Source organism: Amycolatopsis sp. NPDC059235, from assembly GCF_042754125.1.
GTDB classification, from domain to species: Bacteria; Actinomycetota; Actinomycetes; order Mycobacteriales; family Pseudonocardiaceae; genus Amycolatopsis; species Amycolatopsis albidoflava.
This window is the reverse complement of record NZ_JBHZAG010000148.1, coordinates 1-15,398: the sequence shown is the minus strand read 5'-3', so window position 1 is coordinate 15,398 and position 15,398 is coordinate 1. Positions and strand designations below refer to the sequence as shown.

Sequence of the window (15,398 nt, the reverse complement as noted above, 5' to 3'; positions counted from 1 at the left end):
CTCGCCGCCGATGAGCTTGGCGCGCGATGCCGAAAGTCCGTGAGGGGAACCCTGAGGGAATCAGAGTCCCTCAGGGTTCCCCTCACGGACTTTTCGCGGCTTTCGCGGCAAACGGAGCCATGCCGCCCGTCTCGCCAGGCTGTGCTCCGCATCCCGCTGGGCTAGTGCGTCACAACGAACTCGCCACCCGCCGCGCTGCTGAGAACACCCCAATGTGGCATTGGGTGCATCTGACGCACCGAACGCCACATTGGGTGCGCTGAACGCACCGAACGCCACATTGGGTGCGCTGAACGCACCGAACGCCACATTGGGTGCGGGAAGCCGCGGGGCCGGGCGCGCGTCCATTCGTTGGTCGCCCCGTCCCGGCATGCGAACTCTCGTGTGCCCTGACCGCGGGAACCCGCTCCGGAATAGCGTCCCGGAGCCCGGCGTTCTCCTTGTCGGGAAGTCCCGCGCGGTGCCGTCCCAAGGCCCCGATCTGGGGTTACGATGACCGGTCGGCGACCGTAGCGACCCCCCGCCCGGACCGCTCCGCGAGTGGACGGGTATCTTTGGAGACCGTGCCCGGCAGGCGTCGGGCCGCTCCGCGTGCCGTTGGGCATGAGCGGGGTGCTTTTGCACCCGGTTCACCGGCCTCGCCACGTGGGGTTCCGACGGAAAATCCCTCCGGGAAGTTACCGGTCGCGAGACCGTGACGCGGGCCGACACGCCCGACCGCGGGGACCGGTGAAGACACGAAGAAGCAAGATCACGACAGGAAGCTGGTCCATTGCCCACGATCCAGCAGCTGGTCCGCAAGGGCCGCCAGGACAAGGCTGCCAAGCAGAAGACCGCGGCCCTCAAGGGGAGCCCGCAGCGTCGTGGCGTGTGCACCCGCGTGTACACCACGACTCCCAAGAAGCCGAACTCGGCCTTGCGCAAGGTTGCTCGTGTGAAGCTGACCAGCGGTATCGAGGTCACCGCGTACATCCCGGGTGAAGGCCACAACCTCCAGGAGCACTCCATGGTGCTCGTGCGCGGCGGCCGGGTTAAGGACCTGCCGGGTGTTCGCTACAAGATCATCCGCGGTTCGCTCGACACCCAGGGTGTGAAGAACCGCAAGCAGGCGCGCAGCCGGTACGGCGCGAAGAAGGAGAAGAGCTAATGCCTCGCAAGGGTCCGGCGCCGAAGCGGCCGCTGATCTCCGACCCCGTCTACGCCTCCCCGCTGGTCACCCAGCTGGTGAACAAGGTGCTGAAGGACGGCAAGCGGTCCCTGGCCGAGCGCATTGTCTACGGCGCTCTCGAAGGCGCTCGCGAGAAGACGGGCACCGACCCGGTCGTCACGCTGAAGCGCGCGCTCGACAACGTGAAGCCCACCATCGAGGTGAAGAGCCGCCGCGTCGGTGGCGCCACCTACCAGGTGCCGATCGAGGTCAAGCCCGGTCGTTCCACCACGCTGGCGCTGCGCTGGCTGGTCTCCTTCTCGCAGGCCCGCCGCGAGAAGACGATGATCGAGCGGCTGCAGAACGAGCTGCTGGACGCGAGCAACGGCCTTGGCGCCAGCGTCAAGCGCCGTGAAGACACGCACAAGATGGCCGAGTCGAACAAGGCCTTCGCGCACTACCGCTGGTAAGTAGTCCGGTGCCGCCGCCCGGTCCTTCGGGTCGAGCCATGCCGGGCCCCACGTTCGAGACAGGGGAACATTCTCGTGGCACGTGAAGTGCTGACCGACCTCAACAAGGTCCGCAACATCGGCATCATGGCGCACATCGACGCCGGTAAGACCACCACCACCGAGCGGATCCTGTTCTACACCGGGATCAACTACAAGCTCGGCGAAGTCCACGACGGCGCCGCCACCATGGACTGGATGGAGGAGGAGCAGAAGCGGGGCATCACCATCACCTCGGCTGCCACCACCACCTTCTGGAACGACTACCAGATCAACCTGATCGACACCCCCGGGCACGTCGACTTCACCGTCGAGGTGGAGCGCAACCTGCGGGTGCTCGACGGCGCGGTCGCGGTCTTCGACGGCAAGGAAGGCGTCGAGCCGCAGTCCGAGCAGGTCTGGCGGCAGGCGGACAAGTACGACGTCCCGCGCATCTGCTTCGTCAACAAGATGGACAAGCTGGGTGCGGACTTCTACTACACCCTGCAGACCATCACGGACCGTCTCGGCGTCCGGCCGCTGGCCATCCAGCTGCCGATCGGCGCGGAGAACGACTTCGAGGGCGTCATCGACCTGGTCCGGATGAAGGCCCTGGTCTGGCGCGGCGAGGTGCAGAAGGGCGACGACTACGCCGTCGAGGACATCCCGGCCGAGCTGGCCGACCGCGCCGCCGAGTACCGCGAGAAGCTGGTCGAGGCCGTCGCCGAGACCGACGACGCGCTGATGGAGAAGTTCCTCGAGGGCGAGGAGCTGACCCAGGACGAGATCAAGGGCGGCATCCGCCACCTGGTCGTCACCCGCGAGGCGTTCCCGGTGCTCGCCGGCTCCGCGTTCAAGAACAAGGGCGTGCAGCCGATGCTGGACGCGGTCATCGACTACCTGCCGTCGCCGCTCGAGGTGCCGCCGGTCGAGGGCCTGCTTCCGGACGGCGAGACCCCGGTCACCCGGCACGCGACGACCGAGGAGCCGTTCTCGGCTCTGGCGTTCAAGATCGCCGCGCACCCGTTCTTCGGCAAGCTGACCTACATCCGGGTCTACTCGGGCAAGGTCGCCTCCGGCGCCCAGGTCGTCAACGCGACCAAGGAGCGCAAGGAGCGCATCGGGAAGATCTTCCAGATGCACTCCAACAAGGAGAACCCGGTCGACGAGGCCTTGGCCGGCCACATCTACGCGGTCATCGGCCTGAAGGACACCACGACCGGTGACACCCTCGCCGACGCGCAGAACCCGGTCGTCCTCGAGTCGATGACCTTCCCGGACCCGGTTATCCGGGTGGCCATCGAGCCGAAGACGAAGGCCGACCAGGAGAAGCTGTCCCTGGCGATCCAGAAGCTCGCCGAGGAGGACCCGACTTTCCAGGTCCAGCTCGACGAGGAGACCGGTCAGACGATCATCGCCGGCATGGGCGAGCTCCACCTCGAGGTGCTCGTCAACCGGATGAAGTCCGACTACAAGGTCGAGGCGAACATCGGCAAGCCGCAGGTCGCCTACCGCGAGACCATCAAGAAGACCGTGGACAAGCTCGACTACGTCCACAAGAAGCAGACCGGTGGTTCCGGCCAGTTCGCGAAGGTCATCGTGAAGCTGGAGCCGCTCGAGCGCACCGACGGTGCTCTCTACGAGTTCGACAACAAGGTCACCGGTGGCCGCGTGCCGCGGGAGTACATCCCGTCGGTCGACGCGGGCGCGCAGGACGCCATGCAGTACGGCGTGCTGGCCGGCTACCCGCTCGTCGGGTTGAAGTTCACCTTGTTGGATGGCGCGTACCACGAGGTCGACTCTTCCGAAATGGCCTTCAAGATCGCCGGCTCCATGGCGATGAAGGAAGCCGCCCGGAAGGCCGGCCCGGTCATCCTCGAGCCGATGATGGCCGTCGAGGTCACGACTCCCGAGGACTACATGGGCGACGTGATCGGCGACCTCAACTCCCGCCGTGGCCAGATCCAGGCCATGGAGGAGCGCGCCGGTACCCGTGTCGTGAAGGCACTGGTCCCGCTGTCGGAGATGTTCGGCTACGTCGGCGACCTGCGGTCCCGTACCCAGGGCCGGGCGAACTACTCCATGGTGTTCGACTCCTACGCCGAGGTTCCCGCGAACGTCGCGAAGGAAATCATCGCGAAGGCGACGGGGGAGTAACTCCCTCACCGCGCGCGGGCATTAAGGAACTCTCCTGAACGTCCGCAGCAACGACGAAGGAACATTCGTGGGGCAGCAGCCACGCTGCCCCACGAGCACAACGCGAAATCAGTCCAGGAGGACATTCCAGTGGCGAAGGCGAAGTTCGAGCGGAGCAAGCCGCACGTCAACATCGGCACCATCGGTCACGTCGACCACGGCAAGACCACGCTGACCGCGGCGATCACCAAGGTTCTGCACGACGCGTACCCGGAGCTGAACGAAGCCCGTGCGTTCGACCAGATCGACAACGCGCCGGAAGAGAAGCAGCGCGGCATCACGATCAACATCTCGCACGTCGAGTACCAGACCGAGAAGCGTCACTACGCACACGTGGACGCCCCCGGTCACGCCGACTACATCAAGAACATGATCACCGGTGCCGCGCAGATGGACGGCGCGATCCTGGTGGTCGCGGCGACCGACGGCCCGATGCCGCAGACCCGCGAGCACGTGCTGCTGGCCCGCCAGGTCGGCGTGCCCTACATCGTGGTGGCGCTGAACAAGGCCGACATGGTCGACGACGAGGAAATCCTCGAGCTCGTCGAGCTGGAGGTCCGCGAGCTGCTGTCCTCGCAGGAGTTCCCGGGCGACGACGCGCCGGTCGTGCGCGTCTCCGGCCTCAAGGCTCTCGAGGGCGACCAGAAGTGGGCCGACGCCGTGCTCGAGCTGATGCACGCCGTCGACGACAATGTGCCGGACCCGGTGCGCGAGCTCGAGAAGCCCTTCCTGATGCCGATCGAGGACGTCTTCACGATCACCGGCCGCGGCACCGTCGTGACCGGTCGCGTGGAGCGCGGCCAGGTCAACGTCAACGAAGAGGTCGAGATCGTGGGTATCCGCGAGAAGTCGACCAAGACCACCGTCACCGGTGTCGAGATGTTCCGCAAGCTGCTCGACTCGGGCCAGGCGGGCGACAACGTCGGCCTCCTGCTGCGCGGCATCAAGCGCGAGGACGTGGAGCGCGGCCAGGTCGTCGTGAAGCCGGGCACCACCACCCCGCACACCGAGTTCGAGGGCCGGGTCTACATCCTGTCCAAGGACGAGGGCGGACGGCACACCCCGTTCTTCAACAACTACCGCCCGCAGTTCTACTTCCGCACCACCGACGTGACCGGCGTCGTGACCCTCCCCGAGGGCACCGAGATGGTCATGCCGGGCGACAACACGGACATCAGCGTCGTGCTGATCCAGCCGGTCGCCATGGACGAGGGTCTGCGCTTCGCCATCCGCGAGGGTGGCCGGACCGTCGGCGCGGGCCAGGTTACCAAGATCAACAAGTGACGTCGGCGCCCTGAATTCGGGTCAATACACCCCCGAGTTCAGGGCGTCAACTCACGTGTGCGACACTATTCAGGTTGCTCGTCCTGGGGCGGCCGAACCCTCATCGGTTTTCAATCGACTGGGTTCCGGCCGCCCTGGCGCGAGTGGCCACGGTCCGTGGAGCTCTTCCTTCGGGTGAGGCTAGCGGGCAAAGGCCAGTAGGGACGACCGCGGTGCTTGTTCAGACCAGGTCGGCCCGCGGCCTCCTCACGTAAGAGGAAGACCAGGCAAGACGACGATCCTTAGGGATCCGTCTGTGCGGCGGGCGCGACACGCCCGACCGCGTGGACCGGGGACAGGGCCGTTGAACTGCTGAAACCCGGGCTCCGGCCCAGGTTGACGAGACAAAGCGGCACGAGACGACAAGGAACGCAGCCACCATGGCGGGACAGAAGATCCGCATCCGGCTCAAGGCCTACGACCACGAGGCGATCGACACCTCGGCGCGCAAGATCGTGGAAACGGTCACGCGCACCGGCGCCCGTGTTGTCGGGCCGGTGCCGCTGCCTACCGAGAAGAACGTTTACTGCGTCATCCGCTCGCCGCACAAGTACAAGGACTCGCGCGAGCACTTCGAGATGCGCACGCACAAGCGTCTGATCGACATCCTCGACCCGACGCCGAAGACGGTGGACGCGCTCATGCGCATCGACCTCCCGGCGAGCGTCGACGTCAACATCCAGTAAGCGTCGGAGGACCTGCTTGCAGGGTCCGACCATTGGACACAGGCGAGCGGCAGAGACAAAAGAGACGGACTCATGTCTGACAGGCAAATGAAGGGCATCCTGGGCACCAAGCTCGGCATGACCCAGGTCTTCGACGAGCAGAACCGGGTCATCCCGGTCACTGTCGTCAAGGCCGGGCCGAACGTGGTGACCCAGGTTCGGACCACTGACAAAGACGGCTACGCGGCCGTGCAGCTGGCGTTCGGCGCGATCGACCCGCGCAAGGTGAACAAGCCGCGCACCGGCCACTTCGACAAGGCGGGCGTGACCCCGCGTCGCCACGTTGCCGAGCTGCGCACCACCGACGCCGAGACCTACGAGGTCGGCCAGGAGATCACCGCCGAGGTGTTCGAGGCCGGGACCTCGGTCGACGTGACCGGTACCAGCAAGGGCAAGGGCTACGCCGGCGTCATGAAGCGCCACGGCTTCAAGGGCCAGGGCGCGAGCCACGGTGCGCAGGCCGTGCACCGCAAGCCGGGTTCCATCGGCGGCTGCGCCACGCCCGGCCGCGTGTTCAAGGGCCTGCGGATGGCGGGCCGGATGGGTAGCGACCGGGTCACCACGCAGGGCCTGACCGTGCACGCGGTGCGTGCCGAGGACGGCCTGCTGCTGATCAAGGGCGCGGTGCCCGGTCCCAAGGGCGGCCTGCTGTTCGTGCGCAGTGCCGCGAAGGGTGGAAACTGACGATGACGAACGTCGAGCTGAAGACTCCGGCCGGTAAAGCCGACGGCACCGTCGAGCTCCCCGGGGAGATCTTCGACGTGCAGGCCAACGTCGCGCTGATGCACCAGGTCGTGGTGGGCCAGCTGGCCGCCGCGCGCCAGGGCACGCACGACACGAAGACCCGCGGTGAGGTCTCCGGTGGCGGCAAGAAGCCGTACCGGCAGAAGGGCACCGGTCGCGCCCGCCAGGGTTCGACCCGCGCGCCGCAGTTCGCCGGCGGTGGCGTCGTGCACGGCCCCACGCCGCGCGACTACACCCAGCGCACCCCGAAGAAGATGAAGGCCGCCGCTCTGCGTGGCGCCCTCTCCGACCGGGCTCGCGCCGGCCAGCTGCACGTCCTGACGGAACTGGTCTCCGGCGAGAAGCCGTCGACCAAGACCGCCAAGACGGCGATCGCCGCCGCGACCCAGGCCAAGCGCGTTCTCGTGGTCCTGCACCGCGACGAGGAGCTCGCCTGGGTGTCCGCGCGGAACCTGCCGTACGTGCACCTGATCTGGGCTGACCAGCTCAACACCTACGACGTCCTGGTCAACGACGACGTCGTGTTCACCAAGGCCGCTTACGACGCGTTCGTGGCAGGCCCCGTCCGCGGGAAGGTCGTCAAGGCCCTCGCGCGGTCGAGCGAGGTTTCGGAAGGGAGTGACGAGAAGTGAGCTCGGTCGCCATTCCGGACCCCCGCGACATCCTGCTCGCGCCGGTGATCTCCGAGAAGTCCTACGGACTGCTCGAGGACCACAAGTACACGTTCATCGTCCGTCCGGACGCCAACAAGACCCAGATCAAGATCGCGGTCGAGAAGGTGTTCGGCGTGAAGGTCGTCAGCGTCAACACGGCCAACCGCCAGGGCAAGCGGAAGCGGACTCGTACCGGCTTCGGCAAGCGCAAGGACACCAAGCGCGCCATCGTGACTCTTTCGCCTGAGAGCAAGGCGATCGAGATCTTCGGCGGACCCACCGCGTAAAGGACTGAGCTGACAATGGGCATCCGCAAGTACAAGCCGACGACCCCGGGTCGTCGCGGTTCGAGCGTCTCGGACTTCGCCGAGATCACCCGGTCCACGCCGGAGAAGTCGCTGCTGCGTCCGCTGAGCAAGACCGGCGGCCGCAACGCCTCGGGCAAGATCACCACCCGGCACAAGGGCGGTGGCCACAAGCGCGCCTACCGCGTGATCGACTTCCGTCGTCACGACAAGGACGGCGTGCCGGCCAAGGTCGCGCACATCGAGTACGACCCCAACCGCACCGCGCGCATCGCGCTGCTGCACTACGCCGACGGCGAGAAGCGCTACATCATCGCGCCGGAGAAGCTGAAGCAGGGCGACACGGTTGAGAACGGCCCCCGCGCCGACATCAAGCCGGGCAACAACCTGCCGCTGCGCAACATCCCGGTCGGCACCGTGATCCACGCGATCGAGCTCCGCCCCGGCGGCGGCGCGAAGATGGCCCGGTCCGCCGGCGCCCGCGTGCAGCTCGTCGCCAAGGACGGTCCTTACGCCCAGCTGCGTCTCCCCTCGGGCGAGATCCGCAACGTGGACGTGCGCAACCGCGCGACCGTCGGCGAGGTCGGCAACTCGGAGCACTCGAACATCAACTGGGGCAAGGCGGGCCGCAACCGCTGGCGCGGCAAGCGCCCGACTGTCCGTGGTGTCGTGATGAACCCGGTCGACCACCCGCACGGCGGTGGCGAGGGCAAGACGTCCGGTGGTCGCCACCCGGTGAACCCGAACGGCAAGCCCGAAGGCCGTACTCGCAAGAGCAAGCCGTCCGACAAACTGATCGTCCGCCGCCGGCGTACCGGCAAGAAGCGCTGAGCAGGGAGGTAGAAGCACATGCCACGCAGCCTTAAGAAGGGCCCGTTCGTGGACGACCACCTGCTCAAGAAGGTGGACGCGCTGAACGAATCGGGCAAGAAGACCGTGATCAAGACTTGGTCGCGGCGCTCCACGATCATCCCGGACTTCCTGGGTCACACGATCGCGGTGCACGACGGCCGCAAGCACGTCCCGGTGTTCGTCACCGAGGCGATGGTGGGTCACAAGCTGGGCGAGTTCGCCCCGACGCGGACCTTCAAGGGCCACATCAAGGACGACCGCAAGTCGCGCCGCCGCTGAGCGGGCCAGAGAAAGTTAAGGGAAGCAGATGAACGCCCAGTCAAACGCCACGGCCACGGCAGAAGAGCTGCCCACGGCCGTCGCGCGGGCTCGCTTTGTCCGGGACGCGCCGATGAAGGTGCGCCGGGTGATCGAGCTCGTCAAGGGTCGTAGCGTCAGCGAGGCCTTGGCCGTGCTCCGGTTCGCGCCGCAGGCTGCCAGCACGCAGCTCGCGAAGGTCATCGCCAGCGCGGCGGCCAACGCCGAGAACAACCTCCAGCTGGACCCGGAGACGCTCTGGATCAAGTCCGCGACCGCCGACGAGGGCCCGACCCTCAAGCGCATCCGTCCGCGTGCCCAGGGCCGTGCGTACCGGATCCGCAAGCGCACCAGCCACATCACCGTGGTGGTCGAGTCGCGGCCTGCGGAGAAGAAGAGCAACAAGAAGGCAGGTGGCCGGTAGTGGGCCAGAAGATCAACCCGCACGGCTTCCGCCTGGGTATCACCACTGACTGGAAGTCGCGCTGGTACGCCGACAAGCAGTACGCGGAGTACGTGGCCGAGGACGTCAAGATCCGCAAGCTGCTCTCCACCGGCATGGAGCGCGCCGGCATCTCCAAGGTCGAGATCGAGCGCACCCGTGACCGCGTTCGCGTCGACATCCACACCGCCCGGCCGGGCATCGTCATCGGCCGCCGCGGCGCGGAAGCCGACCGGATCCGCGGCGCGCTGGAGAAGCTGACCAAGAAGCAGGTCCAGCTGAACATCCTCGAGGTGAAGAACCCCGAGGCCGACGCGCAGCTGGTCGCCCAGGGTGTCGCGGAGCAGCTGAGCAACCGCGTGGCGTTCCGCCGCGCGATGCGCAAGGCGATCCAGACCTCCATGCGCTCGCCGCAGGTCAAGGGCATTCGCGTGCAGTGCGGCGGTCGTCTCGGCGGCGCCGAGATGTCCCGTTCCGAGCACTACCGCGACGGCCGGGTCCCGCTGCACACGCTGCGCGCCGACATCGACTACGGCTTCTTCGAGGCCAAGACGACGTTCGGCCGCATCGGCGTGAAGGTGTGGATCTACAAGGGCGAGCTGGTCGGCGGCCTGAAGGCCCGCGAGGCGCGCGACGCCGCCGCGGCTGCCGAGCGGGCCCCCCGCCGCGACCGTGGCGACCGGCCGTCCCGTCCGCGCCGTTCCGGCGCGTCGGGCACGACCCCGACCTCGACCGAGGCCGGCCGCGCCGCAGCCGCTGCGAAGAGCGACAACGCGACTGAGGCGGCCCCGGCCGCTGAGACCGCAGAAAAGACGGAGGGCTGAGACGTGCTCATCCCGCGCAGGGTCAAGCACCGCAAGCAGCACTCCCCGAAGCGCCACGGCGCCGCCAAGGGCGGTACCAAGGTCAACTTCGGCGAGTACGGCATCCAGGCGCTTGAGCACAGCTACGTGACGAACCGGCAGATCGAGTCCGCTCGTATCGCCATGACCCGTCACATCAAGCGCGGCGGCAAGGTGTGGACCACGATCTACCCGGACCGCCCGCTGACCAAGAAGCCCGCGGAAACCCGCATGGGTTCCGGCAAGGGTTCGCCCGAGTGGTGGATCGCCAACGTGAAGCCGGGTCGCGTGATGTTCGAGATCAGCTTCCCGAACGAGGAGACCGCCCGCGAGGCGCTCCGCCGCGCGATCCACAAGCTCCCCATGAAGTGCCGCATCGTGACCCGGGAAGGTGAGTTCTGATGGCTAACGGAGCCGCACAGGCATCCGAGCTGCGTGAGCTCACCGCCGAAGAGCTCGTGCTGCGTCTGAAGGAATACAAGGAGGAGCTCTTCAACCTCCGCTTCCAGATGGCGACCGGGCAGCTGGACAACAACCGTCGGCTGCGCACCGTCCGCACGGACATCGCGCGGATCTACACGGTCATGCGCGAGCGCGAGCTCGGCCTGTCCGTGGCGCCCGACGCCGAAAGTGAAGGTGCCGCATGAGCGAGGCTGCCACCGAGAAGACCGCCCGGAACTACCGCAAGGTCCGCGAGGGTTACGTCGTCTCGGACAAGATGGACAAGACGATCGTGGTCGAGCTCGAGGACCGCAAGAAGCACCCGCGCTACTCGAAGGTTCTCCGCAGCACCACCAAGGTCAAGGTGCACGACGAGAACAACGAGGCGGGCGTGGGCGACCGGGTCACGCTGATGGAGACCCGGCCGCTGTCGGCGACCAAGCGCTGGCGTCTGGTGCAGGTCGTGGAGAAGGCCAAGTAAGCAGGGCTCTTCGGAGTCCTTGGTTCCGCAAGGCTCGCCCGCAAGCGAGAACCAGCGCGACATACAGGAGTTGACGTGATCCAGCAGGAGTCGCGGCTTCGGGTTGCCGACAACACGGGCGCGAAGGAAATCCTTTGCATCCGCGTGCTCGGCGGCTCCGGGCGGCGCTACGCCGGCATCGGCGACATCATCGTCGCCACCGTGAAGGACGCCATCCCGGCCGCCGGGGTGAAGAAGGGCGATGTCGTCAAGGCTGTCATCGTCCGCACGGTGAAGGAGCGCCGTCGTCCGGACGGTTCCTACATCCGGTTCGACGAGAACGCCGCCGTGCTCATCAAGAACGACAACGAGCCCCGGGGCACCCGCATCTTCGGCCCGGTGGGCCGCGAGCTGCGCGACCGAAAGTTCATGAAGATCATTTCGCTCGCGCCGGAGGTGCTGTGATGAAGGTGAAGAAGGGCGACACGGTCGTCGTCATCGCCGGCAAGGACAAGGGCGCGAAGGGCAAGGTCATTCAGGCCTACCCCGAGCGGGAGCGCGTGCTGGTCGAGGGTGTCAACCGGATCAAGAAGCACACCCGGATCACCCAGACCCAGCGTGGCGCCCAGTCCGGCGGCATCGTGACGCAGGAAGCGCCTATTCACGTGTCGAACGTGATGGTCGTGGACTCGGACGGCAAGCCGACCCGGGTGGGCTACCGCATCGGCGAGGACGGCAAGAAGGTCCGGGTCTCGCGCCGGAACGGCAAGGACATCTGACATGACCACCGCAGAGAAGATCGTGCCGCGTCTGAAGACCCGGTACCGCGAAGAGATCAAGGGCGAACTCCAGAAGGAGTTCTCCATCCCCAACGTGCACCAGATTCCCGGCGTCGTGAAGATCGTCGTGAACATGGGTGTCGGGGACGCCGCCCGGGACAGCAAGCTGATCGACGGCGCGGTCCGCGACCTCGCCCTGATCACCGGGCAGAAGCCGGAAATCCGGAAGGCCCGCAAGTCCATCGCGCAGTTCAAGCTCCGCGAGGGACAGCCGATCGGCGCGCGCGTCACGCTGCGCGGCGACCGGATGTGGGAGTTCCTCGACCGGCTGCTGACCATCGCGCTGCCCCGTATCCGCGACTTCCGCGGGCTTTCGCCCAAGCAGTTCGACGGCAACGGCAACTACACGTTCGGTCTCAACGAGCAGTCGATGTTCCACGAGATCAACCCGGACGACATCGACCGCCCTCGCGGCATGGACGTCACCGTCGTCACGACCGCCACCACCGACGACGAGGGCCGGGCGCTGCTGCGCAAGCTCGGTTTCCCGTTCAAGGAGAACTGAGCCGATGGCTAAGAAAGCGCTAGTCAGCAAGGCTTCGAAGAAGCCGAAGTTCGCGGTGCGCGGCTACACCCGGTGCAACCGGTGCGGCCGTCCGCACTCGGTCTACCGCAAGTTCGGCCTGTGCCGGATCTGCCTCCGGGAGATGGCGCACGCGGGCGAACTGCCCGGTGTTCACAAGTCCAGCTGGTAAGGCTCGAAACTCTATTCCCAGTTCGCCACAGGCCCCGCCGACCCGGCCGGAGACCTCTCCGGCCGGGCGAGGCGGGGAACCAGGCGAGAAAGGTTGACAGGTCACCATGACGATGACCGACCCGATCGCAGACTTCTTGACCCGTCTGCGCAACGCGAACTCGGCGTACCACGACGAGGTCGTGCTTCCGCACTCGAAGATCAAGGCGAACATCGCCGAGATCCTCAAGCGCGAGGGCTACATCGCGAGCTACCGCGACGAGCCGGGCGAGAAGCACAAGAACCTCATCGTGGAGCTGAAGTACGGCCCCAACCGCGAGCGGAGCATCGCCGGCCTTCGCCGCGTCTCCAAGCCGGGTCTGCGGGTCTACGCAAAATCGACCGAACTGCCGTCCGTTCTGGGTGGCCTCGGCGTCGCGATCATCTCGACGTCCGGCGGCTTGCAGACCGACCGGCAGGCCAAGCGCAACAACGTGGGCGGCGAAGTCCTCGCCTACGTCTGGTAAGGAAGGGGGCACAGACATGTCACGCATCGGAAAGCTGCCGGTCGCCGTCCCCTCCGGGGTCGAGGTGACCATCGACGGCCAGAACGTCAAGGTCAAGGGTCCGAAGGGCACCCTGGAGCACACCGTCGCCGAGCCGATCTTCGTCGAGCGCGGCGAGGACGGCACGCTCCTGGTGAAGCGTCCGGACGACGAGCGCACGAGCCGCGCCCTGCACGGTCTCACCCGCACGCTGGTGAACAACCTCGTGGTGGGCGTGACCGCGGGCTACGAGAAGAAGCTTGAGATCCACGGCGTCGGTTACCGCGTGCAGGCCAAGGGCTCGGACCTCGAGTTCGCCCTCGGCTACAGCCACCCGGTCAAGATCGAGGCCCCGGAAGGCATCACCTTCAAGGTGGAGTCGCCGACCCGGTTCTCGGTCTCCGGCATCGACAAGCAGAAGGTCGGCCAGACCGCCGCGGTCATCCGCAAGCTGCGCCGCCCGGACCCGTACAAGGGCAAGGGCCTGCGCTACGAGGGTGAGAAGATCCGCCGCAAGGTCGGAAAGACGGGTAAGTGATGAGCGACACGACTACCACGAAGCGCAAGCCGGTCGGCAAGGACATCTCGACCCGCCGCCGCGTCGCCAAGACCCGTCGGCACTTCCGGCTCCGCAAGAAGATCAGCGGCACGCCGGTGCGTCCGCGCATGGTCGTCAAGCGGTCCTCGCGGCACATCACCGTGCAGGTGATCGACGACCTCGCCGGTCACACGCTGGCGTCGGCGTCCACCCTCGAGACCGACCTCCGGTCGTTCGAGGGCGACAAGAAGGCCAAGGCGGCGAAGGTCGGCGAACTGGTGGCTTCGCGCGCCAAGGACGCCGGCATCGAAGCCGTGGTGTTCGACCGTGGCGGCAACGCCTACCACGGCCGCATCGCCGCGCTTGCCGACGCCGCCCGTGAGGCGGGGTTGAAGTTCTGATGCACATGCTCGTGAATGGAAGGAAAGCCTGATGCCGGGACGTACACGGCAATTCGGCGGCGGCCAGGGCGGACCGGGCGGTCAGGGCGGCAACGACCGCAACGACCGCCGCGGTGGCGGCCGGGACCGGCGCGACGGCGGCCGTGGCGGGGCCGGCCAGGACAAGACCCCGCACCTTGAGAAGGTCGTGACGATCAACCGCGTCGCCAAGGTCGTCAAGGGCGGTCGTCGCTTCAGCTTCACCGCCCTGGTGGTCGTCGGCGACGGCGACGGTCAGGTCGGCGTCGGCTACGGCAAGGCCAAGGAAGTTCCCGCGGCCATCGCCAAGGGCGTCGAGGAAGCGAAGAAGAACTTCTTCCGCGTTCCGCGCGTCGCCGGCACCATTCCGCACCCGATCCAGGGTGAGGAAGCCGCCGGTGTCGTGCTGCTCCGTCCCGCCTCCGCTGGTACCGGTGTTATCGCCGGCGGCCCGGTGCGCGCGGTGCTGGAGTGCGCGGGCGTCCACGACGTGCTGTCGAAGTCGCTCGGCTCCGACAACGCGATCAACATCGTGCACGCGACCGTGGCGGCCCTGAAGGGCCTGCAGCGTCCGGAGGAGGTGGCCGCTCGCCGCGGTCTGCCGCTCGAGGACGTCGCCCCGGCCCGGATGCTGCGTCAGCGTGCCGGCCAGGGGGTCTGACATGGCTCAGCTCAAGGTCACTCAGGTCAAGAGCAAGATCGGCACGAAGCACGCTCACCGCGAGTCGCTGCGCACCCTCGGGCTGCGCAAGATCCGCCAGAGCGTCGTGCGTGAGGACACCCCCCAGGTGCGCGGCCTGATCCACACCGTCCGCCACCTGGTGGAGGTCGAGGAGGTCCAGGCATGACCGCCATCAAGATCCACCACCTTCGTCCGGCTCCTGGCGCCAAGCGCGACAAGATCCGCGTCGGCCGTGGTGAGGGTTCGAAGGGCAAGACCGCCGGTCGCGGTACGAAGGGCACCAAGGCCCGGAAGAACGTGCCCGCCGGCTTCGAGGGTGGGCAGATGCCCATCCACATGCGGCTGCCGAAGCTGCGTGGATTCAAGAACCGGTTCCGCACCGAGTACCAGCCGGTGAACGTGGGCGACATCGCCCGGGTGTTCGCCGACGGTGGCAAGGTCGGTCCGGAGGAGTTGGCCGCGAATGGGCTTGTTCGCAAGGGCAAGCTGGTTAAGGTGCTCGGGAACGGGGACCTGAACGGGGTCAAGCTCGAGCTGACCGCGCATGCTTTCTCTGGCTCTGCCAAGGAGAAGATCGAGGCTGCTGGTGGTTCGGCCACCGTTAGCTGATCTGGCTGCGTTGTGAAGCGGGCCCGTCCGGTTTTCCGGGCGGGTCCGTTTGTTTTGTCTGCTTGGCTCGTCGCCTGGCGGCGACATTGGCCCCTTGGTTGCGTGGGGCACCCCGAAGCTTGATTGTGCTGACGGTTCGGGGGTGCTTGTCAAGGCGGGAAAGATGCCTTGACAAGCT

At 67.0% G+C, this 15,398-nt stretch carries 25 protein-coding genes; all 25 read left to right on the top strand.

Translation table 11 applies throughout. The features are described from left to right. The first annotated feature begins 772 nt into the window (after positions 1-772). Entirely contained in the window at positions 773-1,147 is a 375-nt protein-coding gene (gene rpsL / locus ACFXI3_RS45305; RefSeq protein WP_003102113.1) for a 30S ribosomal protein S12, read from the top strand. Further along, positions 1,147-1,617 carry a 30S ribosomal protein S7 gene (rpsG, locus tag ACFXI3_RS45300; protein ID WP_007031033.1) on the top strand — a complete coding sequence of 157 codons (471 nt, stop codon included), beginning with the start codon at positions 1,147-1,149 and terminating at the stop codon, positions 1,615-1,617. The genes rpsL and rpsG overlap by 1 nt, the downstream gene beginning before the upstream one ends. Positions 1,618-1,692: 75 nt before the next feature. Then, positions 1,693-3,792: an elongation factor G gene (gene fusA / locus ACFXI3_RS45295; RefSeq protein WP_344270144.1), complete on the top strand. Its 2,100-nt coding sequence runs from the start codon at positions 1,693-1,695 to the stop codon at positions 3,790-3,792. A gap of 129 nt (positions 3,793-3,921) precedes the next feature. Beyond that, positions 3,922-5,115, top strand: coding sequence for an elongation factor Tu (tuf, locus tag ACFXI3_RS45290; protein WP_037816270.1), 1,194 nt, complete (start codon positions 3,922-3,924; stop codon positions 5,113-5,115). A gap of 419 nt (positions 5,116-5,534) precedes the next feature. After that, entirely contained in the window at positions 5,535-5,840 is a 306-nt protein-coding gene (gene rpsJ, locus ACFXI3_RS45285; protein ID WP_003102098.1) for a 30S ribosomal protein S10, read from the top strand. Positions 5,841-5,912: 72 nt separating this feature from the next. Continuing rightward, positions 5,913-6,563 carry a 50S ribosomal protein L3 gene (gene rplC, locus ACFXI3_RS45280; RefSeq protein ID WP_344270152.1) on the top strand — a complete coding sequence of 217 codons (651 nt, stop codon included), beginning with the start codon at positions 5,913-5,915 and terminating at the stop codon, positions 6,561-6,563. 2 nt (positions 6,564-6,565) lie between these two features. After that, positions 6,566-7,255 (top strand): 50S ribosomal protein L4, encoded by a 690-nt coding sequence (gene rplD / locus ACFXI3_RS45275; protein ID WP_344270155.1) that lies wholly within the window; start codon positions 6,566-6,568, stop codon positions 7,253-7,255. Beyond that, positions 7,252-7,563, top strand: a complete 312-nt coding sequence (rplW, locus tag ACFXI3_RS45270) for a 50S ribosomal protein L23 (RefSeq protein ID WP_009072304.1) — start codon at positions 7,252-7,254, stop codon at positions 7,561-7,563. Before rplD ends, rplW begins: the two co-directional genes overlap by 4 nt. Before the next feature lie 15 nt (positions 7,564-7,578). Beyond that, the gene (gene rplB, locus ACFXI3_RS45265; protein WP_037816266.1) at positions 7,579-8,412 is read left to right on the top strand and encodes a 50S ribosomal protein L2; all 834 of its coding nucleotides are present in this window, start codon (positions 7,579-7,581) and stop codon (positions 8,410-8,412) included. Between the two features lie 18 nt (positions 8,413-8,430). Beyond that, positions 8,431-8,712 (top strand): 30S ribosomal protein S19, encoded by a 282-nt coding sequence (rpsS, locus tag ACFXI3_RS45260; protein WP_003102083.1) that lies wholly within the window; start codon positions 8,431-8,433, stop codon positions 8,710-8,712. 28 nt (positions 8,713-8,740) lie between these two features. After that, positions 8,741-9,154 (top strand): 50S ribosomal protein L22, encoded by a 414-nt coding sequence (gene rplV, locus ACFXI3_RS45255; RefSeq protein ID WP_344270166.1) that lies wholly within the window; start codon positions 8,741-8,743, stop codon positions 9,152-9,154. Then, complete coding sequence (gene rpsC, locus ACFXI3_RS45250; RefSeq protein ID WP_101436015.1) at positions 9,154-9,996, top strand: 30S ribosomal protein S3; 843 nt, start codon at positions 9,154-9,156, stop codon at positions 9,994-9,996. The genes rplV and rpsC overlap by 1 nt, the downstream gene beginning before the upstream one ends. 3 nt (positions 9,997-9,999) lie before the next feature. Further along, complete coding sequence (rplP, locus tag ACFXI3_RS45245) at positions 10,000-10,416, top strand: 50S ribosomal protein L16 (protein WP_009072313.1); 417 nt, start codon at positions 10,000-10,002, stop codon at positions 10,414-10,416. Then, a complete protein-coding gene (rpmC, locus tag ACFXI3_RS45240) occupies positions 10,416-10,661 on the top strand; it encodes a 50S ribosomal protein L29 (RefSeq protein ID WP_009072314.1) in 246 nt (81 codons plus the stop codon). The genes rplP and rpmC overlap by 1 nt, the downstream gene beginning before the upstream one ends. After that, the gene (rpsQ, locus tag ACFXI3_RS45235) at positions 10,658-10,936 is read left to right on the top strand and encodes a 30S ribosomal protein S17 (protein ID WP_116204582.1); all 279 of its coding nucleotides are present in this window, start codon (positions 10,658-10,660) and stop codon (positions 10,934-10,936) included. The genes rpmC and rpsQ overlap by 4 nt, the downstream gene beginning before the upstream one ends. A gap of 75 nt (positions 10,937-11,011) precedes the next feature. Beyond that, on the top strand, positions 11,012-11,380 hold the full coding sequence (gene rplN, locus ACFXI3_RS45230; RefSeq protein ID WP_004558867.1) for a 50S ribosomal protein L14: 369 nt from the start codon (positions 11,012-11,014) through the stop codon (positions 11,378-11,380). Then, on the top strand, positions 11,380-11,694 hold the full coding sequence (gene rplX, locus ACFXI3_RS45225) for a 50S ribosomal protein L24 (RefSeq protein ID WP_033291190.1): 315 nt from the start codon (positions 11,380-11,382) through the stop codon (positions 11,692-11,694). The genes rplN and rplX overlap by 1 nt, the downstream gene beginning before the upstream one ends. 1 nt (position 11,695) lies before the next feature. Then, the gene (gene rplE / locus ACFXI3_RS45220; RefSeq protein ID WP_037816262.1) at positions 11,696-12,259 is read left to right on the top strand and encodes a 50S ribosomal protein L5; all 564 of its coding nucleotides are present in this window, start codon (positions 11,696-11,698) and stop codon (positions 12,257-12,259) included. A 4-nt stretch (positions 12,260-12,263) separates the two neighbouring features. Continuing rightward, positions 12,264-12,449: a type Z 30S ribosomal protein S14 gene (locus tag ACFXI3_RS45215; RefSeq protein ID WP_116204585.1), complete on the top strand. Its 186-nt coding sequence runs from the start codon at positions 12,264-12,266 to the stop codon at positions 12,447-12,449. 106 nt (positions 12,450-12,555) lie between these two features. Further along, entirely contained in the window at positions 12,556-12,954 is a 399-nt protein-coding gene (rpsH, locus tag ACFXI3_RS45210; protein WP_116204586.1) for a 30S ribosomal protein S8, read from the top strand. 16 nt (positions 12,955-12,970) lie between these two features. Next, positions 12,971-13,510 carry a 50S ribosomal protein L6 gene (gene rplF, locus ACFXI3_RS45205; protein WP_344270191.1) on the top strand — a complete coding sequence of 180 codons (540 nt, stop codon included), beginning with the start codon at positions 12,971-12,973 and terminating at the stop codon, positions 13,508-13,510. Then, the gene (rplR, locus tag ACFXI3_RS45200) at positions 13,510-13,911 is read left to right on the top strand and encodes a 50S ribosomal protein L18 (RefSeq protein ID WP_116204588.1); all 402 of its coding nucleotides are present in this window, start codon (positions 13,510-13,512) and stop codon (positions 13,909-13,911) included. Before rplF ends, rplR begins: the two co-directional genes overlap by 1 nt. Positions 13,912-13,942: 31 nt before the next feature. Next, complete coding sequence (gene rpsE, locus ACFXI3_RS45195; protein WP_067583695.1) at positions 13,943-14,590, top strand: 30S ribosomal protein S5; 648 nt, start codon at positions 13,943-13,945, stop codon at positions 14,588-14,590. A gap of 1 nt (position 14,591) precedes the next feature. Then, a complete protein-coding gene (gene rpmD / locus ACFXI3_RS45190) occupies positions 14,592-14,777 on the top strand; it encodes a 50S ribosomal protein L30 (protein ID WP_004558875.1) in 186 nt (61 codons plus the stop codon). Further along, positions 14,774-15,220: a 50S ribosomal protein L15 gene (rplO, locus tag ACFXI3_RS45185; RefSeq protein ID WP_009072329.1), complete on the top strand. Its 447-nt coding sequence runs from the start codon at positions 14,774-14,776 to the stop codon at positions 15,218-15,220. The genes rpmD and rplO overlap by 4 nt, the downstream gene beginning before the upstream one ends. The last annotated feature ends 178 nt before the right edge of the window (positions 15,221-15,398 follow it).